22 protein-coding genes, 1 tRNA gene, 1 other RNA gene and 1 pseudogene are annotated in these 25,304 nt (G+C 43.8%); 18 read left to right on the top strand and 7 right to left on the bottom strand.

Annotation, left to right across the window (positions count from 1 at the left end; genetic code table 11):
* The first annotated feature begins 99 nt into the window (after window positions 1-99).
* From GYK50_RS10845 to herA, 5 genes are all read left to right on the top strand, one after another.
* Window positions 100-1,116 carry a cell division protein ZipA gene (locus tag GYK50_RS10845; RefSeq protein WP_212563917.1) on the top strand — a complete coding sequence of 339 codons (1,017 nt, stop codon included), beginning with the start codon at window positions 100-102 and terminating at the stop codon, window positions 1,114-1,116.
* 298 nt (window positions 1,117-1,414) lie between these two features.
* Window positions 1,415-3,529 carry an NAD-dependent DNA ligase LigA gene (gene ligA / locus GYK50_RS10840; protein ID WP_212563916.1) on the top strand — a complete coding sequence of 705 codons (2,115 nt, stop codon included), beginning with the start codon at window positions 1,415-1,417 and terminating at the stop codon, window positions 3,527-3,529.
* 107 nt (window positions 3,530-3,636) lie between these two features.
* Complete coding sequence (locus tag GYK50_RS10835; RefSeq protein ID WP_212563915.1) at window positions 3,637-4,116, top strand: hypothetical protein; 480 nt, start codon at window positions 3,637-3,639, stop codon at window positions 4,114-4,116.
* Window positions 4,117-4,137: 21 nt separating this feature from the next.
* Window positions 4,138-4,782, top strand: a complete 645-nt coding sequence (locus GYK50_RS10830) for a hypothetical protein (protein ID WP_212563914.1) — start codon at window positions 4,138-4,140, stop codon at window positions 4,780-4,782.
* Window positions 4,783-4,992: 210 nt separating this feature from the next.
* Window positions 4,993-6,735 (top strand): anti-phage-associated helicase HerA, encoded by a 1,743-nt coding sequence (herA, locus tag GYK50_RS10825; RefSeq protein ID WP_212563913.1) that lies wholly within the window; start codon window positions 4,993-4,995, stop codon window positions 6,733-6,735.
* Between the two features lie 84 nt (window positions 6,736-6,819).
* Here herA and GYK50_RS10820 read toward each other — a convergent pair whose 3' ends face one another.
* The 3 genes from GYK50_RS10820 to GYK50_RS10810 form a co-directional block, all read right to left on the bottom strand.
* On the bottom strand, window positions 6,820-7,386 hold the full coding sequence (locus tag GYK50_RS10820; protein WP_286707826.1) for a hypothetical protein: 567 nt from the start codon (window positions 7,384-7,386) through the stop codon (window positions 6,820-6,822).
* Window positions 7,387-7,563: 177 nt separating this feature from the next.
* Window positions 7,564-7,974 carry a hypothetical protein gene (locus GYK50_RS10815; protein WP_212563912.1) on the bottom strand — a complete coding sequence of 137 codons (411 nt, stop codon included), beginning with the start codon at window positions 7,972-7,974 and terminating at the stop codon, window positions 7,564-7,566.
* Window positions 7,975-8,287: 313 nt separating this feature from the next.
* On the bottom strand, window positions 8,288-10,762 hold the full coding sequence (locus GYK50_RS10810) for a YgiQ family radical SAM protein (protein ID WP_212563911.1): 2,475 nt from the start codon (window positions 10,760-10,762) through the stop codon (window positions 8,288-8,290).
* Between the two features lie 519 nt (window positions 10,763-11,281).
* Here GYK50_RS10810 and GYK50_RS10805 point away from each other — a divergent pair.
* Window positions 11,282-12,592, top strand: coding sequence for an ammonium transporter (locus GYK50_RS10805; protein ID WP_414706358.1), 1,311 nt, complete (start codon window positions 11,282-11,284; stop codon window positions 12,590-12,592).
* A gap of 10 nt (window positions 12,593-12,602) precedes the next feature.
* Window positions 12,603-13,235, top strand: a complete 633-nt coding sequence (locus GYK50_RS10800; RefSeq protein ID WP_212563910.1) for a hypothetical protein — start codon at window positions 12,603-12,605, stop codon at window positions 13,233-13,235.
* 92 nt (window positions 13,236-13,327) lie between these two features.
* On the opposite strand, the gene GYK50_RS10795 is transcribed toward GYK50_RS10800, so the two are convergent.
* Both GYK50_RS10795 and GYK50_RS10790 read right to left on the bottom strand, forming a co-directional pair.
* Entirely contained in the window at window positions 13,328-13,990 is a 663-nt protein-coding gene (locus GYK50_RS10795) for a YidX family protein (RefSeq protein WP_212563909.1), read from the bottom strand.
* A 236-nt stretch (window positions 13,991-14,226) separates the two neighbouring features.
* On the bottom strand, window positions 14,227-14,694 hold the full coding sequence (locus GYK50_RS10790; RefSeq protein ID WP_071002305.1) for an Lrp/AsnC family transcriptional regulator: 468 nt from the start codon (window positions 14,692-14,694) through the stop codon (window positions 14,227-14,229).
* Between the two features lie 244 nt (window positions 14,695-14,938).
* Here GYK50_RS10790 and rarD point away from each other — a divergent pair, with 244 nt between their 5' ends.
* A complete protein-coding gene (gene rarD / locus GYK50_RS10785; protein ID WP_286707827.1) occupies window positions 14,939-15,958 on the top strand; it encodes an EamA family transporter RarD in 1,020 nt (339 codons plus the stop codon).
* 284 nt (window positions 15,959-16,242) lie between these two features.
* On the opposite strand, the gene smpB is transcribed toward rarD, so the two are convergent.
* Entirely contained in the window at window positions 16,243-16,719 is a 477-nt protein-coding gene (gene smpB, locus GYK50_RS10780) for an SsrA-binding protein SmpB (RefSeq protein WP_093067726.1), read from the bottom strand.
* 252 nt (window positions 16,720-16,971) lie between these two features.
* Here smpB and coaD point away from each other — a divergent pair, with 252 nt between their 5' ends.
* Window positions 16,972-17,490: a pantetheine-phosphate adenylyltransferase gene (coaD, locus tag GYK50_RS10775; RefSeq protein WP_058024491.1), complete on the top strand. Its 519-nt coding sequence runs from the start codon at window positions 16,972-16,974 to the stop codon at window positions 17,488-17,490.
* Window positions 17,491-17,534: 44 nt separating this feature from the next.
* Here coaD and GYK50_RS12925 read toward each other — a convergent pair.
* Window positions 17,535-17,585, bottom strand: a pseudogene (locus tag GYK50_RS12925) (hypothetical protein); the annotation flags it as partial.
* On the opposite strand from GYK50_RS12925, the gene GYK50_RS10770 reads away from it, so the two are divergent.
* The 9 genes from GYK50_RS10770 (at window position 17,586) to rnc (ending at window position 25,253) form a co-directional block, all read left to right on the top strand.
* Window positions 17,586-17,834, top strand: coding sequence for a YfhL family 4Fe-4S dicluster ferredoxin (locus GYK50_RS10770; RefSeq protein ID WP_058024492.1), 249 nt, complete (start codon window positions 17,586-17,588; stop codon window positions 17,832-17,834).
* 55 nt (window positions 17,835-17,889) lie between these two features.
* On the top strand, window positions 17,890-19,209 hold the full coding sequence (gene bioA, locus GYK50_RS10765; RefSeq protein ID WP_420070457.1) for an adenosylmethionine--8-amino-7-oxononanoate transaminase: 1,320 nt from the start codon (window positions 17,890-17,892) through the stop codon (window positions 19,207-19,209).
* 2 nt (window positions 19,210-19,211) lie between these two features.
* Window positions 19,212-19,928, top strand: a complete 717-nt coding sequence (bioD, locus tag GYK50_RS10760) for a dethiobiotin synthase (RefSeq protein WP_212563908.1) — start codon at window positions 19,212-19,214, stop codon at window positions 19,926-19,928.
* Window positions 19,929-20,022: 94 nt separating this feature from the next.
* An RNA gene (gene rnpB, locus GYK50_RS10755) (RNase P RNA component class A) lies at window positions 20,023-20,405 on the top strand.
* Window positions 20,406-20,527: 122 nt separating this feature from the next.
* Window positions 20,528-20,604, top strand: a tRNA-Met gene (locus tag GYK50_RS10750).
* A 404-nt stretch (window positions 20,605-21,008) separates the two neighbouring features.
* On the top strand, window positions 21,009-22,808 hold the full coding sequence (gene lepA, locus GYK50_RS10745) for a translation elongation factor 4 (RefSeq protein WP_212563907.1): 1,800 nt from the start codon (window positions 21,009-21,011) through the stop codon (window positions 22,806-22,808).
* Window positions 22,809-22,913: 105 nt separating this feature from the next.
* Window positions 22,914-23,816, top strand: a complete 903-nt coding sequence (gene lepB, locus GYK50_RS10740) for a signal peptidase I (RefSeq protein WP_212563906.1) — start codon at window positions 22,914-22,916, stop codon at window positions 23,814-23,816.
* A 143-nt stretch (window positions 23,817-23,959) separates the two neighbouring features.
* A complete protein-coding gene (locus GYK50_RS10735) occupies window positions 23,960-24,352 on the top strand; it encodes a DUF4845 domain-containing protein (protein WP_223334848.1) in 393 nt (130 codons plus the stop codon).
* A 103-nt stretch (window positions 24,353-24,455) separates the two neighbouring features.
* On the top strand, window positions 24,456-25,253 hold the full coding sequence (rnc, locus tag GYK50_RS10730) for a ribonuclease III (protein WP_212563905.1): 798 nt from the start codon (window positions 24,456-24,458) through the stop codon (window positions 25,251-25,253).
* Window positions 25,254-25,304: the final 51 nt, after the last annotated feature.

Below are 25,304 nucleotides of genomic sequence, written 5' to 3'. Positions count from 1 at the left end.
ACACAATGTGGTGACGACATGGGTCAGCCATGCTAGAATATTGCCATTTATGCTCGTTTGTGTATTCCCTTTTGTTATATATACTAGGATGTATTTATCATGACCGCTATTCAGTTTGTATTGATTGCCATTGCTGCGTTTATCGTGCTCGCAGGGCTGTTTATGGTCATTCGCAGTTTTAAGCGCCGTAATGGTGCTGAAGCTGCTGCGGTCAATTATGATAAAAACGGTATTCCCATCATACCGCGTCATGAGCGCAATATCGTTGATCAGCCAGACTTTGATGATACGGTTGCTGGCGAGACGAGCATTGGCCCTGACCGCACTTATCTGAATGCGGTCGTTGAAGAAGAGCCATTGACGCAGACTCATACTAACGTCGATCCCCAGCTGACTGCTGAGCGTGACACTATGGCGGATGAAGATCATGACGTCGTCGACAATGAGGACTATGCGCGCTGGCAAGAAGAGCAACGTCGCGCTGATAACGCTGAGTTTTTAGAGGCGGCTGAGCAGATGCATATCGAGCAAGAGCCTGATGCATTCTCTAGCCTCATGTCGGCAACAGATAGTTTGATGCCATCGATTGACACGGCAGAAGAGCCAAGCTTCGACAACAACAGCCCGATACTGGATCAGCATTTATCAGAATCAGGCGATGACGCGCAAAATGGCCCTTTGATCAATGCCAAAGACAACATCAACATCACTATCTTGCCGCACCAATATCGCGATCGTCCAACCGCGATTATCCGTGGTCATGATCTGCTAGCATTGATTGATAAATATGGTCTGCGCTATGGCGCGATGAATATGTTCCATCGCTATGAGCAAAAAGACGGCACGGGTATGCTGTGGTTTAGTATGATGGGTATCACCGACGATGGTATCGCGCCCTTTGATCCGCATAGTGTCGCGACCAACACGTATAACGGCATCGTTATGTTTTTATCATTGCCACATCCTCAAGCCGTGCGCAGCTTTGATAGCATGATGAGCATTGCTTATATGATGGCAAGCGATCTTGACGCGATTATGCTCGATGAAGAGAACCAACCAATCACGCCTGAATACAAGCAGCAGCTACGTAATCAAGTTCGTGACTATGAAGGCTAAAAGCTTAAAGGCGAATAGCTCGAAGGCTAAGTAAATCAACTGCTAAAAACAATTATAGAGTGTTAAAAAGGCAAATAGCGATTCACGTTATTTGCCTTTTTTAATGGGCTATAGTTTCTTAAAAGATCTAGAGCCGGTTCAAGATAATTTAGATACGAGGAAGGTGAGTGAAAGTACTACACATAGTAGACTGAGCGAGCCTGACACAGTAGCTGATTTATATAGGATTGGCTATATCCGAGTATCCTGCAAACTTGTTATCATATCGGCATCTTGAATGACAAAAAAGACCCCGACTATGACTGACGCCACCTCACCAAATAATTCTAAAAACCTATCTGCTCAAGTACAAAGTGCAACATCTAATATAGCCAGTTCGGCCAATGACGGCACAAATAATAATGCAGAAATTGTCTCGCAAATGCGCATGCTTATCGAGTCGATAAAAACGCACAACTACGCCTACTATGTGCTTGATAATCCAATCTTAGAAGACAGCGAATACGATCAATTGCGCCGCTCGCTGCTTGAGATTGAAGAAGCCTATCCAGATTTGGTTCAGCCAGATAGCCCAATCAATCAAGTCGGCGATATGCCGCTATCGGCCTTTACCCAAGTCACGCATGACATCCCGATGCTATCGCTGGGCAATGTCTTTGAATATGATGATTTGCGTGACTTTATGCGCCGTGTCAATGATCGTCTTAGCGACTCGCAGCAAAACCCTGAATACGAGATGGAGCTAAAGCTTGATGGATTGGCCGTTTCATTAAAATATGAGCATGGCAAATTTGTCCAAGCGGTCACGCGCGGTGATGGGCAGACGGGTGAGGACATTACCCAAAATGCCAAAACCATTCGCAATTTACCACTATGGATCGCCGATGCGGCTGATATCGAGTTGTTAGAAGTGCGCGGTGAAGTGCTGATGCCAAAGGCGGGGTTTGAGCGTCTGAATCGACTTAGCGAGGCGAGCGAAGGTAAAACCTTTGCCAATCCACGTAATGCCGCTGCTGGTAGCTTACGTCAGCTTGATCCCGTCATAGCCGCCAGTCGTCCACTCGCATTTTATGGCTATTCGGTCAATCAAGGACTGCCTGAAAGTATCGATACCCAGTCAGGGGCGCTGGCATGGCTTACCAAGCTTGGCTTCACCGTCAGCGCTGTAGAAGTGGTCGCCAATCCACGCGCCGCGCAGACTTATTATGAGTCAGTGATAGAAAGTCGTGCCGATTTGCCATTTGAGATTGATGGTATGGTGATTAAGGTGAATAGTCTTGCCTTGCAGCAGCAGCTCGGCTTCTTATCCCGTGAACCGCGCTGGGCGACGGCCTATAAATTCCCTGCCGAGACTGTGATGACGCGTCTCAACGATATCGAATGGCAAGTTGGCCGTACGGGTCAAATCACCCCAGTCGGTAAGCTCGAACCCGTCAAAGTCGGCGGTGTCACCGTCAGCAATGTCACCTTGCATAACTTTGGTGAGATCCAGCGCCTTGACGTGCGAGCAGGCGATATGGTCAGCGTCCACCGCGCAGGCGATGTGATACCCAAAGTCACCCGCGTTTGGGCAGACCAGCGCCCAGCGGATTCTGAACCTGTGACCCTACCTTCGACTTGTCCTGTCTGTGATTCGCCTGTCATCCTACCAGAAGATGAGGCATTGGCACGCTGCACAGGCGGACTGTATTGCCCAGCGCAGCAGACTGAGGCGCTGATTCACTTTGTTTCACGTCGTGCTATGGATATCGATGGGCTTGGTGAGCGCTGGCTGATTAGCTTTTTTGAGCACGGACTCATCAAGACCGTCGCCGATATCTATCAGCTGCACAAGCACACCAATGATTTGATTAACTTTGAAAAGCTGGGCGAAAAGTCGGTCAATAACATCCTTGCCGCCATTGAAGCGAGCAAACACACCACCCTTGCGCGCTTTATCTACGCGCTCGGCATTCGCGGCGTGGGCGAGAGCACCGCGCAAAACCTCGCGCAGCAGTTTGGCGAGCTTGCCCCCTTGATGCAGGCGGATATCGACGCGCTACTACAGACCCCCGACGTGGGCGCGATTACCGCCGAGCTGGTGCATGAGTTTTTCCGCGCCCCGCACAACATTGAGGTGATTGACGCGCTACAGGCAGCGGGTGTGCATTGGGACGCGGTCGAGGCGGTCTCGGCAGATGGCTTGCCGCTCGATGGGCAGACGTGGGTTATCACCGGAGCGCTTGCGAGCATGGCGCGTGATGAAGCCAAAGCCAAACTGCAAGCGCTCGGTGCAAAAGTATCAGGCAGCATCTCCGCAAAAACCACTGCGCTACTGGCAGGGGAAAAAGCAGGTTCGAAGCTGACGAAGGCAGAGAAGTTAGGCGTTAAAGTAGTGGGTGAAGATGAGTTTTTGGCGATGGTTGGAGGTTAAAAATAAAATCCAGTTTACTATTTTTAGATTATTAATTAATATGTTTATAAGATTTTTACTATGAAAAGCTTAATTTATTTTTAATTTATTCTAAATAAGGGTTTGAAATGAGTGACAGAAGCGCTATTCATACAATCAAAGGCTATTTTTATCAGTTTGATTACACTATTTTTCAAATCCTTAGTCAGGAAAACCCAAGCAATATACTAACTGTAGAAGAAATAGAAGATCTTGATATTGAGGAAGGAGGTGAGATAACTGCTATACAATGCAAATATTATGAGAATACTGAATATAACCACTCAGTTATCTCTAAACCTATTAGACTAATGTTTGATGATTTTATTAATAGAAAAAGGAATAATAGTAGGAAAATTAAGTATAAACTATACGGTCACTATAAATCTGGACAGGATAAACTGATACAAACAATTGATTTAGATCTTCTTAAGTCTGCATTTCTTACTTATAGGAAAGGTGAAGTTGAGCATAAACATTACGAGAAACTGCAAGCTACAGATAATGAGTTAGAGGAATTTATTTCTATTTTAGATATTGATGTCTATGCTACGGAGTATAGTAGTTAATTAGAAATAATATTTGAAAATATGGAGAGGATATTTAATTGCGAAAGATTTGAGGCTGAGAATTACTACTATAACAATGCTTTAAATGAAATAAAGAATTTATCTATACAGTCTAATGTTAATGATAGAAAGGTTTCAAAATCAGATTTTTTAAGAAATATCAATAAGAAGGAAATTATATTCAATAAATGGTTTGTTGAGATAAAAGGAAAAAATCAGCATCTAAAAAATTTAAAAAAGAATATATTTTCTGCTTTAAATGTTGAAAGCTTTAATAGGTTTTTCCTATTAGAGGTGGATATTAATAGTTATGACAGAGCGGATTTGATAGAGCTAATATTATTAATTTCCAAAAAATATAGTAAGTTAACTAAAAGAACGCCTGACAGGTTTTGTCCATTTATTTTTATAAAAAATATAGAAGAAAAAGAAATTATTGAAATAAAAAAATATTTAACAAGTGCTGGAAGAAAATTTATTGATGGGTATTACTTTCAAGGTGCAGATTTCTCACCAAGATTTATGTTACAGGCTATCAGCTATGAAAATCCAATAGAAATAAAATTTTTGAATAATATTGAAGACTTGAAAACGATATTAAAATTTAGTGATAAAATGGTATGTATTTATCAGTTTTATATAGATGAACCGTTTTTCTATAGTTAAGTCTAAATAAAAACGATACAGGATAATAAATTCATTTGATTAAACGCTATTTTTCTTGCTTGCTGTGACTACGTCTCCAGAGGCTGCGCAAAATAGCGTTTAATCTTATTGTATCGATTTTATAGTGAACCGACTATATTATGAAAATGATAATATGAAACATATTAGGATTGAACTAAAAGAGATTAAAGACATTAAGGAAGTAATCTGATGGATACAGTATGTATTGATATCAATGGAAGATTAAATGCTGAAGTTATTGCAGTATCTCCAGATAAGGTAAAAATTTCTGTAGATGATTTGAAAGAATTTAGTTTAGCTGATGAATCTCTTAAAGTTGGTTCTTATTTAAGAATATCCGATAATGAAAATGTGATGCTTATTGGTATAATCGAGAATTTCTCAATTGAAGTAAATGATGATGGTAAACGTAGTTATTTACTAGAAGCCCATCCGCTAGGTATCATCAAAGATGATTGCTTTATTCGGGGTGGAGATTCAATTGCTATTCCACCAAAAAAGGTTGAACCTGCTACTGTTGAAGATATTAAGAAAATATATGAAAGCTCTATTGTGAAGGAAAATGAGTTTTGTTTCTCTAAATTGTCTTCTAACGAAAGTATAAATGTGCCTGTGGATGGTAATAAATTTTTCAATAAACATATAGCTATCGTGGGATCAACAGGATCAGGAAAGTCTCATACAGTATCTACAATACTTCAAAAAGCTATTTCCCAAAAAGATGGAGATTTTGAGTTAAATAATTCTCAAGTGATTATTTTTGATATTCACTCTGAATATAGATCTGCATTTCCTGATGCAAATATCTTAGATATAGGAAGTCTGGTTCTACCTTACTGGATGCTTAATAGTGATGAGTTAGAAGATCTTTTCTTAGATACAGAAATTAATGATCATAATCAACGTAATGTTTTTAAACAGGCAGTTGTGAATAATAGAAAATTTCACTGTGATGATCCTTTAAAAAAGGATAAGATTCACTATGATTTCCCATCTTTTTTTAACTTAGATGAAGTGCTTAGTTATATTAGAAATAGGAATAATGAAAAAAGAGATAAAGATCATAGAATAATTTGGAGAACGTCTGATCAAGAAGAATTTGATTTTTCGGAATCTACAGAGTATAAGCTTTTTAGTGATGACATAGAGTGTATTACTACTACTGCTAGCGGTACTCTTAATGGTACGTTAATAAATTTTTTGAATAGGCTCAGTAGTAAGGTAAACGACAAAAGACTAGACTTTCTTTTAGGTCAAAAATCAAAAGAAATAAGCTTTGAGGATACTTTGAAGCAATTGATGGGTTGTTCTGGAGACAGTATTTCAAACGTAACTATTATTGATTTAAGCGGTGTCCCTTTTGAGGTGCTTAGTGTTACAGTATCTCTAATTTCTAGAATTATATTTGAGTATGGATATATTTATAAACGTCTGAGGTGTGATCGAAATCCTGATGAAACTATCAATAATGATATTCCAATTTTATTGGTTTATGAAGAAGCACATAAATATGTACCAAAAAGCGAGTTAATAAAATTCCGTGCATCGAAGCATTCAATTGAAAGGATTGCTAAAGAAGGTAGGAAATATGGTATTTCTTTGCTTCTAGCTAGCCAAAGACCTTCCGAGATATCTGAAACTATTTTCTCGCAATGTAATAACTTCATTGCAATGCGACTAACTAATCCTAATGATCAAAGCTATGTTAAAAAATTATTACCCGATACATTAGGTAGTTTAATAAATATGATGCCTGCTTTTAAAGCGGGCGAAGGATTATTGATAGGGGATTCAGTTGTACTTCCTTCAATTATTCAGATTAATAAATGTATAACCCCTCCTTCATCGAATGATATTCCATACTGGAAGCTATGGAAGGAAGAGTGGAGGGATTTAGATTTTGAAGCTATAAAGCAGGAATGGTATAAGTAAGTTATATTTCTAATAAAAGGCTCAAGCAGAATAGCAGCATGGGTTAACATCTATGCTGCTATTCTATGGAAATTACTATCCACACTATTCAACCATCTCAGCATGCGCCTTAGCATCCCCTTTTTTGCCATCAGGTTTGATTACGATAGGTAATATCAACCCTTTGGCAAAGTCGTCTGATAACACATAGTCATAGCGACTGGCAGCGACATTGGGTGTGGTATGAATGACCAGTGTCATCTCGTTACCATCGGTCAGCTCATGTGAGACATAGGTTTCGCTCAGCTGATCCAAGGCTTTGGATAGCGCTTCGTTACTTGCCATACTGATAGTGAGGTTGTGCTGCGCTGTCGCCGCGTCCACATCGAAGTACTCTGCATAGTCACGGACGTTTTGACTGTCGATTGCAAATGGATACTTATAGTTGGTGGGATCGGCAGGCTTTGTCCCGCTATCGACTAGCGACCAGTCTATCTGATCGGCTGCGGGTGTTGACGAGTCTGATGCGGTCGCCGCTGTTTTAGAGGCTTGGTTAGGGGTTTCGGTGTTATTATCGCAGCCTGTTAGCGTCCACATACTAGCAGCTGCCATTACCATCATCGTTATCAGACGCGTCGCCATCGGGTTATCCTTTTTATTATTGATCATCATTAATTGGTGCTAAAGGCTATTTTGACAGGTTTCGGTGTGCTTCTCTAGCAAAACAAACCAGCACTGATGATATTCATAATCATCAGAGAGAAGATGTGTATAAAGAACACGCATAAAAAACAGCCACTCTAGGGCGACTGTTTTACTTTTGATAGAGTGCTGCTTATCTTTGATTGATTAGAGTTGGCAGTTTACTTTATATTCTTGACCGCTTGCCCATTTCATTGCAAAGATTCCTTTGTCACCTTTCATGTGCCACGCATAGACCGCTTTTGGATTTGAGTCGTTGACATAGCTTGCGACGTCGCCTTTTACATCACCGTTTAAGACGAGCTTTTGCTCTGTCCATTTTACTTTAGGTAAGGTGGCATTGAGCATGACTTGTTTTTTGTTAATAGACTGTTTTGCCATGATGGTGCTGCCATCGGTACAGGTATATGGGGCTGCTGCCATGCGGTCATAAGCGGCAGTGACTTTTTCTGGCGCAGGGGTATCAGTCGTCTCTGGCGTGGTAGAGGCAGTCGTGGCACAAGCGCTCAGTAAGGCAAGCGCAGGTAGGGCAGTTGCAATTTTAGTGATGGTATTCATCATTTTCTCCAAAGTATTACTGGTGTCATTTACTTGTTCTTAATAATGCGTTTAGCATATGAGGCTTATAGTAGCGAAAACGAAGTATTGCCGTGTTAGAAATTGTTCATTACCTATTAGCTTCGTTACCCAATCAATGACAAATGTAACTTACCATCGCCAGCCTATTGAAAGATAAACGATAATCATTTGAATTTTTATTCATTAATAAGTCAGATAAAAAAGCACCTATCAACTGAGCGCTGGTAGGGGCTTTTTATGGATTTAACACGACCGACGTTTAGATCATATTTTAATGCTATTTCTTATCAAGCTATTTGGTTTTGCGCGGTGGCAGACCTGTATGCTGAGTTTGGAAATTGCCTTTACTGACTTTTTTCTTACTGTTTTTCCCGACCGTATTTTTGCTTGTGCCAGCACGGTTTGCAGCGTTGTTGTTTGACGAGTTGTTGCTACGCTTCACTGAGTCATTGCCTAGGCGACTGTTCTTTTTGCGTGCCGATTGGTAGCTGTCTTGCCCCGCGTCACGCCCTTCTAAGCTTGCGTTAAATGGCGGGATAAGACAAGCGCGGCTCTTGCCAATCAAGTCACTGCGCCCCATGGCTTTTAGCGCGTCACGTAGTAGCGCCCAGTTTTTTGGGTCGTGATAGCGCAAGAATGCCTTGTGCAATTTACGCTGTTTGCCCGATTTGACGATGGTCACATCGCCTTGCTCGCGGTTGATTTTGTGCAGCGGGTCTTTGTGCGTGTGATACATGGTCGTGGCGGTCGCCATCGGGCTTGGATAAAATGCCTGTACTTGGTCCGCGCGAAAGCCATTGCGTTTGAGCCACAGCGCAAGGTTCATCATATCTTCATCGGTGGTGCCAGGGTGCGCGGCGATAAAGTAAGGGATGAGGTACTGCTCTTTGCCCGCCTCGGCACTAAAGCGCTCGAACATGGCTTTGAACTCATCATACGTGCCCATGCCAGGCTTCATCATTTTTGACAATACGTTGTCTTCTGAGTGTTCAGGGGCGATTTTTAGATAGCCACCGACGTGGTGCGTGACCAGCTCTTTGACGTATTCAGGATCTTTAACCGCCAAATCATAACGCAGACCAGACGCGATAAGGATTTTTTTCACGCCTTTGATATCACGGGCTTTGCGATACAGTTTGGTCAAATTACTGTGATCGGTCAGCAGGTTTTCGCAGACATCAGGATAGACGCAAGACGGTTTACGGCAGTTTTTCTCAATCGTCTCGTCTTTACAGCTCAGACGATACATATTGGCCGTTGGCCCACCAAGATCAGAGATCACGCCAGTGTAGTTGGGTGCAGTATCACGAATCGCTTCGACTTCACGCAAGATTGAGTCTTCTGAACGGTTTTGGATGATACGGCCTTCGTGCTCGGTGATCGAGCAGAAGGTACAACCACCAAAACAGCCGCGCATGATATTGACCGAAAACTTGATCATGTCATAAGCAGGGATACGCGCATCGCCATAGCTTGGGTGCGGCAGACGGGCATAGGGCAGGTCAAACACATAATCCATCTCTTCTGTCGAGAGTGGAATCGGTGGTGGGTTCAGCCAGACATCGATAGAAGTATGCGAGTTACCTGCACCGCTACTATGACGCTGCACCAGCGCGCGAGCGTTACCCGGATTGGTCTCTAAATGTAAGATACGGTTGGCATGCGCATAAAGCACAGGGTCAGATTTGACATGCTCATAGTCAGGCAGACGAATCACCGTTTGCTCACGTGGGGGCATTTTGATTTTATGCTTGCGGGCGGTTTTTGGCTTATTAAACGCACTGTCAAAGCCGCGCATCTGTACCACTTGGGTATCAGTGTCCACTTGGTCGGCATTAATGATTTTGTCAGTGACGGGCTCAGCGACAAAACCTTGATACTGTGACGACATTGATGACGGCATGGCTTGCCCGACAGGCGAGTCCGATGGTTTGTTCTGCTCAATTGAGCAGCTATCAACGTCTTCGGTCATGACATACGGGTTGATGATCGGATCGACACGGCCAACGGTATCGACATCGTTACTAGCGACCTCAGTCATATCCGCTTGCCAATGACGACGCGTTGGGGTCAATAAATACGCTGTACCGCGTAGCTTACTCATTTGCTCAAAGCTATAGCCTTTTGACAGACCATGTACGACATCGACGATGGCGCGCTCAGCATTACCATAGAGTAAGACATCCGCACGCGCATCGAGCAAAATACTACGGCGCACTTTGTCTGACCAATAGTCATAATGCGCGATACGGCGTAAGCTGCCCTCAATACCGCCCAAGATAATAGGCACATCAGGATAGGCTTCACGGCAGCGCTGGCTATAGACGATAGCCGCGCGGTCAGGGCGCTTATTAGCCACGTTGCCAGGAGAGTAGGCATCATCACTACGGATTTTACGATCGGCGGTATAGCGGTTGATCATACTATCCATATTGCCAGCGGTCACGCCGTACGCATAGACAGGTTTGCCAAGCTCCATAAAGGCGTCTTTGCTCTTCCAATCAGGCTGCGCGATGATACCGACGCGAAAGCCTTGTGACTCAAGCAAGCGACCGATAATCGCCATACCAAAGCTTGGGTGATCGACATAGGCATCGCCTGAGACGATGATAACATCGCAAGCATCCCAGCCCAGATCGTCCATTTCTTTGCGGCTCATCGGCAGATAAGGCGCAGGCTCGTAGCAGCTCGCCCAGTGTTTGTCATAATCATAAAGTGGCTTGGTGCCTTGTTTAAAGGCAGTGCGGGCAATGGTATTGGCAGACATGGGCGGACCTGTTAATTAGAAAATGGCACTAAAAATACAACCTTTATTCATCATTGATAATAAAGGCTGATTTAAAAGCGCTCATTTTAACATGAATCACCTTCACTATGCGACCTATTCTATGAGTGGTGATTGCCGATAAGTTATTGATAGCGCGAGATAAACTGCTTATGCAAAGTAAGCGACTAGCCCAACCAAACAATGGTAAAAATGGTTTCAGCAGAACCGTCACATTGTCGCAAGCATGGTTGTTAAAGTGCAGTTATCAAAGTATGGGTTCGGTCAGCACTAATCATTTGTTTTCTCATGTTTGTTAGCCGTTCTGATTTTCATCCATAGCTTTTGGCATAGCTTTTGCTCCAACCCCGTTAGGGCTTATTTGTGTGCATTCATGAGTGAAAATGGTGCACCGATAAAAATTGAACGGATAGATAAGTGTTTGGAGATAAAATGAGAACATCATCTGTTGGGCTGAATGCGATAAAAGAGCTACTAAGAACATTACTGCACAAGATACTTATGCTGGGGACGCTATTGTTTGGCACGATCGCCAGTGCACAAGCGGCCGCGGCTGACACATTGACGGTGGCGCAGCTACTCGAATATCAAAACATCGCTTGGATTGTTTGGGGCGGGGTTTTGGTGTTCTTTATGCAGGCAGGTTTTGCGCTACTAGAGAGCGGCTCCGTGCGTGCCAAGAACGCCGTCAATGTGATGATGAAAAACTACACCGACATGTGTATCGGTGGTCTGGCGTTTTATTTGGTGGGTTTTGGGTTGATGATGGGTACTAATAATTCGGGGTTTGTCGGTACCGATCATTTTATGCCAGTCAATCTGTCCAATATGGACTGGGCACTGATGTTCTTTCAGATGATGTTTGCGGCGACAGCGGTGACCATCGCGAGTGGTGCCATGGCAGAGCGTGTCTCGTTTATCGGCTATGCAGTCGCCGCCTGTTTGATCTGTCTATTTATCTATCCTGTGTTTGCCAGCTGGGTCTGGGGTGGGTATTTCGGCGGGTCAGGCTGGCTAGCTGAGCTTGGTTTTATCGATTTTGCTGGGTCGACCGTGGTGCATTCTATCGGGGGCTGGTTGGCACTGGCAGGCATCTTAATCATTGGGCCAAGACTGGGGCGCTTTGCCCCTGATGGTACGCCAAGACTCATCGCAGGTCACAACATGACGCTATTGGCGCTTGGCGGGTTTATCTTATGGTTTGGTTGGTTCGGCTTCAATGCTGGATCGACATTATCTATCACTGGAAATATTGGCTTGATTGCCGTCAATACTTTTATCGCTGCGGTCAGTGCGGTGGTGAGCTACATGCTGATTGCTCGGACAATGAGCAAAGCCATTTTGCTCAGTGATAGTGTCAATGCCAGTTTGATTGGTCTGGTGTCTATCACGGCAGGCTGTGCCACAACAACGCCTGTTTTCGCCGTTGTCATCGGTGCCATCGCCTCTGTGGTCTATATTTTATCCACGCAAGCATTATTGAAGCTCAAAATAGACGATGTGGTATCAGCGGTGGCAGTGCATGGATTCGGCGGTGCATGGGGCACACTCGCGGCTGGATTGTTTTATACAGAGGATTTATTCAACCTATCACGAATTGGCGTACAAGCGCTAGGCGTGGGAGTAGCACTGGCATGGGGGCTAGGGCTTGGTCTTGTGATGTATAAGCTGATTGATATGAGCTTTGGGTTAAAGGCCAGCCGCTTACATGAGCAGCGTGGCCTTGATTATACCGAGCATGCCGAGCTCGGCTATCCTGAATTCCAAAAGCAGATGTTCGATGCGAAAAGCCTAACAGAGCGGCATTTATAGGAGAGAGCTGATGAATATTGATACTCAATCCGTCGACCAAACCGTGTCTGCGATGGCAGAGGTGCTGTCAGAGTATTTACATCCTGAAGAGGTGCGCCTGCTCAAGAGGCAGTGGCAACAGTACTCAACTGTCTCTGTCAAAATGATGCAGCAGTGTGTGTTGGATGCGACAAGGCGCTATCCTGAACTACAAGATCACAAATCTAAAATTCGTAAAGGCTTTTGGGCTACGTTGCAAGTGGATAGTCAGCAGACAGTGGAGTCTGACAGTCACAATGGCCATAACGAGACAATCAATGCACCCGTACCTATCTCTGAGTCCGTTCTCGCATTTTATACCGTGATTGAAGCGCTGCGCAGTCAGCTAACGGCAGCAGATAGTCGCAGCTTTTTTCATAGTATGCACCAAACTGTTTCGCAAGAACGCACCTTCAAAGGGCACCACATCAATATCAATCAATTTTTGGAAGGTAATCGTCCACCTGTACCGGACAATGAGCACCTGTTAAACAATCTGATGCAGCTTGCCTACGTGTGCTTGTGCGATATTACTGGTCCTGTAGAGGCAGATGAGATACTGTTTCAAGCGGCACAAACGGCCAAGCAAAGTTATCCAAAAGCCATTGTTGAAAAATTATTTTAACCTATCAAGTGAGCACGTTACGAGCAAGTACGGATATCGCCTCGTAACGTACCTTATGGTTTCAGGTGAGTCAGTGCGCTGTCTGATAGCTTTTAATTATCTAATAATTGAAGCGGGAAAGTCACCACATCAAATGCAAGGGCAAAGGGCAGCAGCACCAGTTTTTGTGCGCTATTTGGTCCATGACGGTTTGTGTTTTTTTGCTGCGTTTGAGTATAAAAGCTTACCGTATAAGGCTTGGTTAGAGCGCGATAATTTGACTGAATCAAGCTTAAATTACTCACTTGCGGATATATGGCACCTTTCACGGGGACATTAAAACAAAAACGCTGGGCACCAATACGTTGATCACTGGCTGAGGTACACTCTCGGGCATTATTTTGTAAAAAGAACTGATAATCTGAGCGTCCAAACTCGTCTTTTAGTTTGGCATAAGACAGCTTCATCTCCCCTTGGAAGTGTCCATCGTTATTGGGGACATAAAAATTCATGTCATTGTCAACGTGAATGTTTTTTTGTGTCAGATTGCTGAGCAAACTGGTCATCTCAGTCCCACCTTGGGTGAGTACGTAGCTGTTTTTTTCACCAACGATAACCATCGTTGCATTTGGCGTTTTTGGTAATGCTTGCGCCGGACGGCCAAAAGCGATCACTTGATCTTCTGACAATGTCTGCTTGGTCGTGATGATATGGTCATTACTTTCTAGCAATGAGCTGGTCGCACAGCCTGACATTGCAAGCATTGAAGCCAACATGGTTCCTGTTACCAAAGCTTTTGGGCGTATTTGGTTTAGAGTGCTGTACCTGCTGTTTATTTTATGAGGGTAGTCTGATTGAGAGGTCATGCTCAGGCTTCCTTGTCTACTACGGTGAATAAAAATTGCTAATATTATCCAACTTATGTTAATTTTCTACAAGTTTTGAATGCAGTTTAAACACCAATTATTAATAAAAAAGCTGATACCAACTCAACTAATACAGGTAGATGTATTTAGTCTAAGGTAATCTTGGTTCCACTCTTGGTAAAGTTCATCACAAACTGACTCTTAAAATTGCGTACATTGTTTTCGTAAGTCAGCAAGCTACGGGTGAACTGGTGGTAGTCGCTCATGTTTTTGGCATTGACCATCAGCATAAAATCAAAATCGCCAGATACTTCATAACAGCTCATCACCTGTGTTTGCGAATCCATCAAACGCTCAAACCGGCGCTGCATTGATGTGTTGGAGCGCTCCATTTCTATCATCACCACTGCGGTCAGACCGTAACCCACTTTATTAGGATTAACGATGGCGACTTGCTTGGTAATCACGCCGCTATCTATCAATGCTTGAATGCGACGCTGAGCAGTGGCAACAGACACATGCACTCGTTCTGCGACAGTTTTAAGCGGTAATGTCGCATCGTCTTGCAATAAATTCAAAATAGCTTTATCAGTGCTGTCTAGGATATGGCTCATGATAATGTACCCTCATTAATTATGATTATTAGGTTTTCGATTATAAATATTATCACTAATAATTTAAATTTAAGAAAATAGTTATTTATATGACATCATTTTGATAAATTTATCCATAAATACATTTTTATAGAGATAATATATCAAAGCACTCTAGTAAAATAGACCGTACCAATCAGAGCTGCTTTAAAAAAAGAGCGAGTAATTGTTTTTTTATCATCTACTAATAACTACGGTGCTTATCATGTCTATCTCAATGCTCTCCAATGTATTCGCTAATGCGCTAGCAACCACTACTTCACGTTTGCCATTGCCTGCGATTTGGACGACTGGTAACACGCAGCAGCGCACGCTGATGTTGGGAGTGTCATTTGCCATCTTATCCAATATTTTGTTTGGTGTGCTCTATGCGTATAGCAGCTTTCTGACGCCTTTGTCAGGCACACAAGTGTTTATCTGGCGTATGCTGTCAATGTGGGCGGTGTTGGTTGGCTACTTATTGATAAGTGGACGGCTAGGCATGCACATCGATAAATTGCGTGCTTTGCGCTCAGTCAAACAGTGGGCATGGTTACTACTACCTACGCCGATATTTTTGAGTCAGCTTTGGCTATTTATGTGGGCACCGGTCAATGGGCAAGGTGTACAAACCGCGATGGGCTATTTTTTGTTTCCACTCATGATGGTGGTGTTCGGTTGCCTGCTGTTCGGCGAAAAGCTCAGTCGTCTACAGTGGCTTGCGGTCGCATTTGCGGCGGTAGGGGTATGTAGTGAAATCATTCGTACGCAGAGTGTTTCTTGGGCGACATTGTGGGTGTGTGGTACTTATCCGATATATTATATCGTGCGTAGACTCCAAGGCATTGACGCCATCACTGGTATGCTGGTCGATCTGACCTTGTTTGCCCCATTTGCGCTTGGTTACTTGTACTTTTTTGCACCTAGCAATTTGGCAATGGTAGCAGGGTCTGGATTTTTGATCATGATGTTAGTTGGTCTTGGCGTTTTGAGCATCCTAGCAATGAAAACCAATATTGATGCCAGCCAAATGCTACCCGTCAATGTCTATGGCATGATGAGTTATATAGAACCTGCATTGCTATTTATATTGGCGGTGACGGTGCTCGGCAATCCGTTTGAATCAGCAATGATTTATAGCTATGGGTTGATCTGGTTGGGTATTGCTTGTTTGATTGCTCATGGGATAAAGCAGCTTCGCGCTCGTAAAAGTGTGCCATCATCAATCAAGGGGCAGGTCGCGTAAGCGGCTAGTATGGTAGTTAATGAGTATTGTCAGTCACGAGTGTTAACAGTTGATAAGTATAGTAGATTCAATTTAAAAATGTTATGGCGCTACTGGTATAAATTTTCCTTGCGTGCTGTATACACAGAGTCTGTGAAAAATTCATCCCAGTAGCGCTTTGGAACTTATGATATTTTTGTTTTGAACTGACTATATAAGCATTAATAAGGTACAAAAAAGGACGGCTCAATATTTACTGAGCCGTCCTTTTTTATAATGATTGTTCGACAATACTTGAATGAATATTAACCCAAGTGCTGCTTGAAACCACGCTGCTTATCACGTTCCCAGTCACGATCTTTTAACGTCTTACGTTTGTCATGCTGCTTTTTACCTAGTGCGAGGCCGATTTGGCATTTCACTAGCGAGTTTTTCCAGTAGCAAGACAGCGGTACGCAAGCGTAGCCTTTTTGATTGATTGCTCCAGACAGTTTTTCGATTTCACGACGATTGAGCAGCAGTTTACGGGTACGAATACTGTCTGGACTAACGTGCGTAGAGCTCGATAGTAATGGCTGAATGTGCGCACCAAATAAGAAAGCTTCGTTATTGCGAAATATGACGTACGCTTCAGTGATGGTCATTTTTCCTGCACGAATGGCTTTGACTTCCCAGCCTTGCAATGCCAGTCCCGCTTCAAAGGTTTCTTCGATAAAATATTCATGACGCGCCTTTTTATTGGCGCAAATCTGATTATCAGGTTTTTTTGATTTTTTTGACATAATTTCTCCATAAGGATTGCCTAAAAACACAGGCGCCTTATTTGACCAGTCCTACTAATTCCTCATCTTAACCCATTCAATGGTATTGAATTTTATTTGGATTATAAGTCAGATGAGTCGAACCGCCTATTGTATCAAAGCCTCTGGTGAAAAGGTAAATCGGCTGTTAGGACAAATGTAGCAGATAAGTATTAAGTTTGAGCAAAATTTGCTAGCATATGGCCTAATATTACCGATTATATTAGCCATGCTATGAGCCATTCTATTTCTCCTAATTCCTCAAAGCTACACACCAAAATTCTATATCCTGGTACGTTTGATCCCATTACCAATGGTCATGTGGATTTGGTGACACGCGCAACCAAGCTCTTTGATGAGGTTGTGATCGCGGTTGCCTCGGGGCATCATAAAAAACCTCTATTTAATTTTGAAGAGCGCGTTGCTTTAGTCGAGACCGTATTTGCCGATTTGCCGCAAGTCTCGGTGATTGGCTTTGAAGGGTTGCTCGTTGATTTTATGCGCGAAAAACACGCCACCGCCGTGCTGCGCGGGCTGCGAGCGATGTCCGATTTTGAGTACGAGTTTCAACTGGCCAATATGAACCGCGAGCTGGATGAAAACTTTGAAGCCGTATTTTTGACCCCCTCTCAGAACTATTCATTTATCTCATCTACGATGATTCGTGAAATTGCCAAACTCGGTGGCGATGTCAGTAAATTTGTCCCACCTTGTGTGTTGCAAGCTTTTGACAAAAAATTAAATAGTAACTAAAAGATGCTGCATCAAAAATACTCTGCTAGCACTTGCTAAAACAGTCAAGCGCAGCCAGATAGGGCTAATATGAGCAAAAATATAAGGAGCAGTTTATGGCGCTATTAATCACTGATGAGTGCATTAACTGTGATGTGTGTGAGCCTGCTTGCCCCAATGAGGCCATCTCAGAAGGCGATGATATTTATGTCATTGATCCAGATCTATGCACAGAATGTGTCGGACATTTTGACGAGCCACAATGCGTGGTGATTTGTCCCGTCGACTGTATCCCTCATGACCCCAATCATGTCGAGACAGAAAATGATTTATTAGCCAAATACAAGCGTATTACAGGTCAATAAAATCTTGATAAGCGATTGATGACGTTTGGGTTTACAACGTTTTAGGGACAATACGATGACCAAAAAAACCACGATCACCACAGCCATCCAAGCAACGAATGAGTTTGATCAACGGCACTTATGGCATCCATATGCCAGCCTACCACCCATCTATTCCAATATCGTTATCGATCGCGCTGAAGGGATTTATATCATTACTGAAGACGGCACGCGCTTAATTGATGGTATGTCGTCATGGTGGGCGAGCGTCCATGGCTACAATCATCCTAAGCTAAATGACGCACTGACTCAGCAGCTGGGGAAAATGGCGCATGTGATGTTTGGTGGCTTGACCCACCAGCCAGCGATAGACTTGGGCAAAAAGCTACTCGATATTGTGCCTTCTAGCCTTGACGCTATTTTTTATGCGGACAGTGGCAGTATCGCCGTAGAAGTGGCACTAAAAATGGCGCTGCAATATCAAGTGGCTGCCAAGCGCCCAAACAAGCAGCAGTTTGCGTCAACCCATTCAGGGTATTACGGAGATACTTGGCATGCCATGAGTGTCTGTGATCCTATCAATGGAATGCACAGTCTGTATGGCAAGCAATTACCGATGCAACATTTCGTTCCTGCGCCGCCACTTGGGTTTGATCGCGTATTGACAGTAGATGATCGTGAAACATTAGCTCAGTTTTTTGCAGAGTATGGCGCGCAGCTGGCAGGATTTATTATCGAGCCGATTATTCAGGGCGCAGGTGGTATGCGTTTTTATAGTCCTGAATATCTACAATTGCTGCGTCAACTGTGCGATAAGCATAATGTACTATTGATTGCCGATGAGATTGCTACTGGGTTTGGGCGTAGTGGCAAACTATTTGCGTGTGAACATGCTGGCATCAGCCCTGATATCATGACCATTGGCAAGGCGCTGACCGGCGGCTACATGACTTTTGCCGCAACACTATGTACCCGCAAAATTGCCGATACCATTCATAATAGTGACTGTCCAGCGCTGATGCATGGCCCGACTTTTATGGGTAATCCGCTCGCCTGTGCGGTCGCCTGTGCATCGATTGATTTGATCTTGTCTTATGATATCGAAACGCGTACTGCCAGTATGCAACGTACGATGGAGCAAGCCCTGACGCCAGCTGCGCAGCTGGCAGGTGTTGCCGAGGTACGTTGTTTGGGGGCAGTGGCAGTGATTGAGTTAGAAGACGCTGTTGATATGCCCATTTTTCAATCTTTATTGATTGATCATGGCATCTGGGTCAGACCCTTTGGGAAGCTGGTATACATCATGCCACCTTATGTGGTTACAAATGACGAGCTGACCACCTTATGCCAAGCGCTGCTAAAAGTAGTACGTAAATATTTAGAACATCGAGGTTAACCATGAGCGTGCTATTTGTATCCGGCATTGATACCGATATCGGCAAAACCTATGCCACGGGTCTACTTGCCAAAGCGTTGATGCAGCAGGGTGTGAACGTTATCACGCAAAAATTGGTGCAAACAGGCATCAGTAAACAAGCAGATGGCGAGCTAGGCATTGCGGATGATATTTTAAGTCACCGTCAATTGATGCAGATGCCATTACAGCCATGCGATCTGGACTTTACCACCTGTCCTTATCGCTATGAGAAGCCTGCGTCACCGCATCTGTCCGCAGCATTGGCCAATCAGCCTCTTAACATCAATGTGATTACTGATGCCACCAAAGCATTGCAAGCTGATTACGATGTGGTATTGCTTGAAGGGGCAGGCGGGCTACTGGTACCGATAAATGAGCAACTATTAACCTTGGATTATATTGCCAAGCAAGGCTATCCTATCGTCTTGGTCACCTCTGGCCGACTGGGTAGCATCAATCATACGTTACTAAGCTTAGAAGCCATAAAATCGCGCGGCTTAATGATCCATAGTGTGATTTACAATCATATCCATGATGATGCTGAGCAAACGGATGCTGAGATTGCAAATAGTACCATTGATTTTTTGCAGGCGTATTTGGCGCGCTATTATCCCAAAGCGCACTGGCTGGTCTTAGCCAAACAAGCAAATGAACATTCAGATGATGCTGACATAGCCTTGCCAACAGCGTTTATCTAAGTGTTTAAAATGCTTTTAAGGTCATTAAAGTCATTCTAAAAATAAGCTGAAAAGACATTCCCATACAGGCGTTAGTTTTGCTATACTAGCGCGCTTGGTAGACTAGGCGATCGCCGCTGTACACTGGCAACAGATGAGCAGGGGAGGAAAGTCCGGGCTACATAGGGCAGCGTGCCAGCTAACGGCTGGGCAGAGTAATCTGACGACCAGTGCAGCAGAGAGTAGACCGCCTTTGACTTAGTTGATTGTCGCAAGACACCAATGTCATCGGTAAGGGTGAAAGGGTGCGGTAAGAGCGCACCGCGTGAATGGCAACATCTCACGGCATGGTAAACTCCACGCGTAGCAAGACCAAATAGGCATCGGCATGGCGCGGCCCGCGTTCGATGCGGGTAGGTTGCTTGAGCGTATCAGCGATGATACGCCTAGAGGAATGATCGTCCACGACAGAACCCGGCTTATCGGTTTACCAAACCTTTTTTATCATTTGTTGTAGTAAGTAAGTGCAGTTAATTTGAATGACATTCATTTTTTTGCAAAAAATGCCCATTAGGGGTTGACGGCGGTCAGCAGCTTGGGCATAATGTGCAGCCTAAAACGGCGATGTAGCTCAGCTGGTTAGAGCGCACGACTCATAATCGTGAGGTCGAGAGTTCAAGTCTCTCCATCGCCACCATATATAGCAGTATTAAAAAGCCAATCTCTCTGGGATTGGCTTTTTTTTGCCTGAAATAATCTTTCATTTACAAGGTTTGTATGTGCTATTGCTTAGTCAAATACTCCTTGTTAGATGTCTGTCAGTCTCGCTTACTTGATAAATACTTTCTCTGCTACTAAAATCGCCTTACTTTGCAGTAGAAAACTGCTAGAATACTCTTTGGTATGTGCGTACAAAAGCGCAGCAGAGTTACCGTACTAAGTACTGGGCTTTAGGCGAGGTTATCCATTCTAAGGATTACGATCGACACAACAGCTGACCTGTAGCATACGTTTTAACGAAGCATACCTATCTTATCAAGTGTACTTGACCATATTTATCTCTTATCTTTATTCTATCACCTTTAATTTAGTAGGCGCTTTGTGACTGCATTAGCCAATATTCGTAACTTTTCAATCATTGCCCACATTGATCATGGTAAGTCGACCCTTGCCGATCGTTTTATTCAGATGTGCGGTGCCTTGCAAGATCGCGAGATGCAGGCGCAGGTGCTCGACTCGATGGATATTGAGCGTGAGCGCGGTATCACTATTAAAGCGCAGTCGGTCACGCTATATTATGACCATCCTAATGGTGAGCGCTATCAGCTTAACTTTATTGATACGCCAGGTCACGTTGATTTCTCGTATGAGGTGTCACGCTCATTGGCCGCTTGCGAAGGCGCGCTATTGGTGGTCGATGCCGCGCAAGGCGTAGAAGCACAGTCGGTTGCCAACTGTTATACCGCAGTCGATCAGGGCCTAGAAGTCATGGCTGTCCTTAACAAGATTGATCTACCGCAAGTGGAGCCTGAGCGCGTCATTCAAGAGATTGAAGATATTATCGGAATAGAAGCCATTGATGCCCCTCGTGTTTCAGCGAAATCTGGTCTGGGTGTCGATAAATTGTTGGAAGCGTTGGTTGAATTCATTCCAGCACCGACTGGCGACCGTGAAGCACCCTTACAAGCACTTATCATTGATTCATGGTTTGACAGTTATCTGGGTGTGGTCTCACTGGTTCGCGTACGTGAAGGGACGGTAAAAAAAGGCGATAAGATCTATATCAAATCAACGGGCGATGCTCATCCAGTAAGCTCTATCGGTGTATTCACGCCCAAACCTGTCGATACGGGTATCTTAGAAGCGGGTGAAGTAGGCTTTGTTATCGCTGGTATCAAAGATATTGCAGGCGCGCCAGTTGGCGATACGATTACACATGCCAGTACGCCTGATGTTGAACGTATCCCAGGTTTTAAACAGATCACGCCACAAGTATATGCAGGAATGTTCCCAGTCGATTCGAGTGATTTTGAAAAATTCCGTGAAGCGCTGCAGAAATTGCAAATCAACGATGCGTCATTATTTTTTGAGCCTGATACTTCAGACGCGTTAGGCTTTGGCTTTCGTTGTGGCTTCTTAGGCATGCTACACATGGAGATTATCCAAGAGCGCTTAGAGCGTGAGTATGACTTGGATTTGATCACCACTGCGCCTTCAGTTATCTATGAGATTGAAAAGAAAGGCGGCGAAGTCATCTATGTTGATAATCCATCAAGACTGCCTGAGCCCAACAATATCGAAGAGTTCCGTGAGCCAATTGCCCGCTGTCAGATTTTAGTACCGCAAGATTACTTGGGTAACGTCATGACACTGTGTATTGAGCGCCGCGGTGTACAGGTCGATATGCGCTTCATGGGTAAGCAGGTTCAGGTTATCTTTGATATTCCGATGGGTGAGGTGGTCATGGATTTCTTTGACCGTCTAAAATCAGTCTCGCGTGGTTTTGCATCACTGGACTATAATTTTGATCGTTATCAAGTGGACAAATTGGTCAAAGTCGACGTGCTAATCAACGGTGAAAAGGTGGATGCCTTGGCAATGATTGTACACCAAGACCAAGCGCGTTTCCGTGGTAATCAATTGGTGAGCAAGATGAAAGAGCTGATACCACGTCAAATGTTCGACGTGGCGATTCAAGCCGCAATTGGTAGTCAGATCATTGGTCGTAGTACGGTAAAAGCCATGCGTAAAGATGTCTTGGCCAAATGCTATGGCGGTGACGTATCGCGTAAGAAAAAGCTGTTGGCTAAGCAAAAAGCAGGTAAAAAACGTATGAAACAAGTGGGTAGTGTGGAGATTCCACAAGAAGCCTTCTTGGCTGTCTTGCAAGTTGATAGTTAATAGACAGTGCTATCTCAGATAGTTTTTGTACATAGCAGTAGTTGAATGTCGTCAGTTTTTTGATCAAAGCAACTAGACAAACAGCACGTTAATAGGCAATTTGGTATGGATTTTGATTTCAATTTAATTTTAGTGCCGTTGACCATAGGCTTAGGAATTGTCTGGTTGCTAGATAAGCTGGCACTCAAGCAGCGCAAAACTCGCGGTCGAGGTCAAGAGAGCCTGTTAGTGCGATGGGCCTATGATTTTTTTCCTGTGTTGGCCGTCGTATTGATCGTACGCTCGTTTTTGATTGAGCCTTTTAATATTCCATCATCCTCTATGGTGCCAACGTTATATACAGGTGATTTTATTGCGGTCAACAAGTATGCGTATGGCGTTCGTCTACCGCTAACGTATAATAAAGTTTTGGATACTGGCGAGCCTGAGCATGGCGATGTAGTGGTATTCCGTTATCCTGAAAACCCAAGCATCTACTATATCAAGCGCTTGATTGGGTTGCCTGGCGATACCGTCAGCTACAATCAAGGCACAATCTCTATTAATGATGTACCAGTGGAGACGACGCCTGTCGATTTTTCGGCCAATGCAGAATTGACGTCACAGCTTTATTTGCCAGGACAAGTTGGTCCAGGTCAGGTGCTCACAGAAGAGAGTGCTGCTGCGATGGGTCAGGAAGAAGAGGGCGCCGCACAATATTTCCAAGAGACACAGGGTAAAAACACACACCTTGTTCGCTACTTAAATGGTATGAACAGCTCACAGTATGCTCCCTTCCTACAACAACAATCACCAGAAGTTGTGAGTTCAGAAGGTACAGAGTGGCGCATTAAAGTGCCAGAGGGTCAGTATTTTGTCATGGGTGACAACCGTGATCGCAGTGCAGATGGTCGCTTTTGGGGATTTGTTCCTGATGAAAATTTAGCGGGTAAAGCGGTCTATATTTGGATGCATAAACCGCCAGGATTAAACTTACCAACTTTCGAGCGTAATGGTACCATTGATTAATACCATGAGTACTCTATTGATTGAGTTATCGATAATAGTTTTATGCTAATATCGTTACTATTCAATAAATAGCGTTTTACTATCTAAGTCATAGGTATAGAACGCTATTAAAAATAGTCATCTATCTGTAGAGGGATATCATAATGCAGCAGTTATCTGGTCTTGCCACGCAGCGCGGTGCTAGTGTGACAAACATCGTTCTCATTATTATGATGTTGGGGATCGCGGTTAAACTCCTAGTGGCCATTGTGCCTGCTCAAATTGGTGACTATCAGTTGACTAAGCTCTTGAGTGCAGAGCTTAAAGTAGCCAATGACAATAACGAGACAGCCAAGCAATTCGTTGAGCGTGTTAATAAACAGCTATCCATCAATGCTGACTATGACACCAAGGCAGAAGATGTATTCACTTTTACCAATAAAAAAACGGGCCAATTGGCCATTCATAAAGAATATGCAGTAACCAATACGTTCTTTAGCAATGTCGATATTGTGAATCGTTTCGAAGGAGACATCGATATGGCTACAGCAGAATAAATAATTATAAGATAGGACAGCGCTTTAGTGTCCTCAACAAAATCCAATATAGACTCTTATTAAACTGAATCTGTAAAACAGAAGGGATAATCACAAGCCACGCATGAAACCAACTTCGCAACATTCCCAAGCGGTTCTTACTCCTAAAAAAAATAGCACGTCTGTCGACACGCTTGTTGTTAGCTCAGAATTTACTCAGCGCTTAGCAGTCTTAACGCGCAAGTTAGGCTATGTATTTAATGATTTGAGCCTGCCAAAGCTTGCATTGACGCACCGCTCATTTGACAGCAAAAAAAATTATGAGCGTCTAGAGTTTTTAGGTGATGCGCTTTTGGGCATGATTGTGGGTGAGGCTTTATACCATCGTTATCCTAATCAAAACGAAGGGCGTCTAACCCGTATGCGTGCAACTTTGGTCCGCCAAGAATCATTGGTTATTATCGCGCAAAATCTAGAGCTATCTAACCATCTGATATTAGGCGTTGGTGAGCGTAAGGGTGGCGGCCGTAATCGTGCTTCTATATTGGCGGATGCGGTAGAGTCTTTGATTGGAGCCATCTATTTAGACAGTCAAGATATGGAAATTACTCGTCATTGCGTACTCTCTTGGTATGGAGACTTGATTGACAACGTCAATGACCAAAAAGCACTAAAAGATGCGAAGAGCCGTTTGCAAGAGTGGTTACAGTCTAAGCAATTTGATTTGCCAAGCTACGAGCTTATGGAAACACGTGGCAACGCTCCCCATCAAATTTTCGTAGTACGCTGTCACGTGAATATTCAGAACTGCCCTGATATTACTGAATCTGGTGAAAGTCGCCGCATCGCTGAGCAAAAAGCAGCAGAACTTATGATCAATCAGCTGCACAAACTTCCAGGATCCGCTAAAAAACGCTCTTAGCGAATATTTGCAGGTGATTACAGGCATATTTCTGAGTCAACAATGCCGCTT

Source organism: Psychrobacter pacificensis (genome assembly GCF_018336615.1).
In the GTDB taxonomy this organism is placed as follows: domain Bacteria; phylum Pseudomonadota; class Gammaproteobacteria; order Pseudomonadales; family Moraxellaceae; genus Psychrobacter; species Psychrobacter pacificensis.
This window is presented reverse-complemented; position numbering and strand designations above follow the sequence as displayed.

What these genes read in the sequence shown, in the direction of transcription:
- GYK50_RS10845 (WP_212563917.1), top strand. Translation starts at nt 100, where the DNA reads ATGACCGCTATTCAGTTTGTATTGATTGCCATTGCTGCGTTTATCGTG.
- ligA (WP_212563916.1), top strand. Translation starts at nt 1,415, where the DNA reads ATGACTGACGCCACCTCACCAAATAATTCTAAAAACCTATCTGCTCAA.
- GYK50_RS10835 (WP_212563915.1), top strand. Translation starts at nt 3,637, where the DNA reads ATGAGTGACAGAAGCGCTATTCATACAATCAAAGGCTATTTTTATCAG.
- GYK50_RS10830 (WP_212563914.1), top strand. Translation starts at nt 4,138, where the DNA reads ATGGAGAGGATATTTAATTGCGAAAGATTTGAGGCTGAGAATTACTAC.
- herA (WP_212563913.1), top strand. Translation starts at nt 4,993, where the DNA reads ATGGATACAGTATGTATTGATATCAATGGAAGATTAAATGCTGAAGTT.
- GYK50_RS10820 (WP_286707826.1), bottom strand. Translation starts at nt 7,386, where the DNA reads ATGATGATCAATAATAAAAAGGATAACCCGATGGCGACGCGTCTGATA.
- GYK50_RS10815 (WP_212563912.1), bottom strand. Translation starts at nt 7,974, where the DNA reads ATGAATACCATCACTAAAATTGCAACTGCCCTACCTGCGCTTGCCTTA.
- GYK50_RS10810 (WP_212563911.1), bottom strand. Translation starts at nt 10,762, where the DNA reads ATGTCTGCCAATACCATTGCCCGCACTGCCTTTAAACAAGGCACCAAG.
- GYK50_RS10805 (WP_414706358.1), top strand. Translation starts at nt 11,282, where the DNA reads ATGCTGGGGACGCTATTGTTTGGCACGATCGCCAGTGCACAAGCGGCC.
- GYK50_RS10800 (WP_212563910.1), top strand. Translation starts at nt 12,603, where the DNA reads ATGAATATTGATACTCAATCCGTCGACCAAACCGTGTCTGCGATGGCA.
- GYK50_RS10795 (WP_212563909.1), bottom strand. Translation starts at nt 13,990, where the DNA reads ATGTTGGCTTCAATGCTTGCAATGTCAGGCTGTGCGACCAGCTCATTG.
- GYK50_RS10790 (WP_071002305.1), bottom strand. Translation starts at nt 14,694, where the DNA reads ATGAGCCATATCCTAGACAGCACTGATAAAGCTATTTTGAATTTATTG.
- rarD (WP_286707827.1), top strand. Translation starts at nt 14,939, where the DNA reads ATGTCTATCTCAATGCTCTCCAATGTATTCGCTAATGCGCTAGCAACC.
- smpB (WP_093067726.1), bottom strand. Translation starts at nt 16,719, where the DNA reads ATGTCAAAAAAATCAAAAAAACCTGATAATCAGATTTGCGCCAATAAA.
- coaD (WP_058024491.1), top strand. Translation starts at nt 16,972, where the DNA reads ATGAGCCATTCTATTTCTCCTAATTCCTCAAAGCTACACACCAAAATT.
- GYK50_RS10770 (WP_058024492.1), top strand. Translation starts at nt 17,586, where the DNA reads ATGGCGCTATTAATCACTGATGAGTGCATTAACTGTGATGTGTGTGAG.
- bioA (WP_420070457.1), top strand. Translation starts at nt 17,890, where the DNA reads ATGACCAAAAAAACCACGATCACCACAGCCATCCAAGCAACGAATGAG.
- bioD (WP_212563908.1), top strand. Translation starts at nt 19,212, where the DNA reads ATGAGCGTGCTATTTGTATCCGGCATTGATACCGATATCGGCAAAACC.
- lepB (WP_212563906.1), top strand. Translation starts at nt 22,914, where the DNA reads ATGGATTTTGATTTCAATTTAATTTTAGTGCCGTTGACCATAGGCTTA.
- GYK50_RS10735 (WP_223334848.1), top strand. Translation starts at nt 23,960, where the DNA reads ATGCAGCAGTTATCTGGTCTTGCCACGCAGCGCGGTGCTAGTGTGACA.
- rnc (WP_212563905.1), top strand. Translation starts at nt 24,456, where the DNA reads ATGAAACCAACTTCGCAACATTCCCAAGCGGTTCTTACTCCTAAAAAA.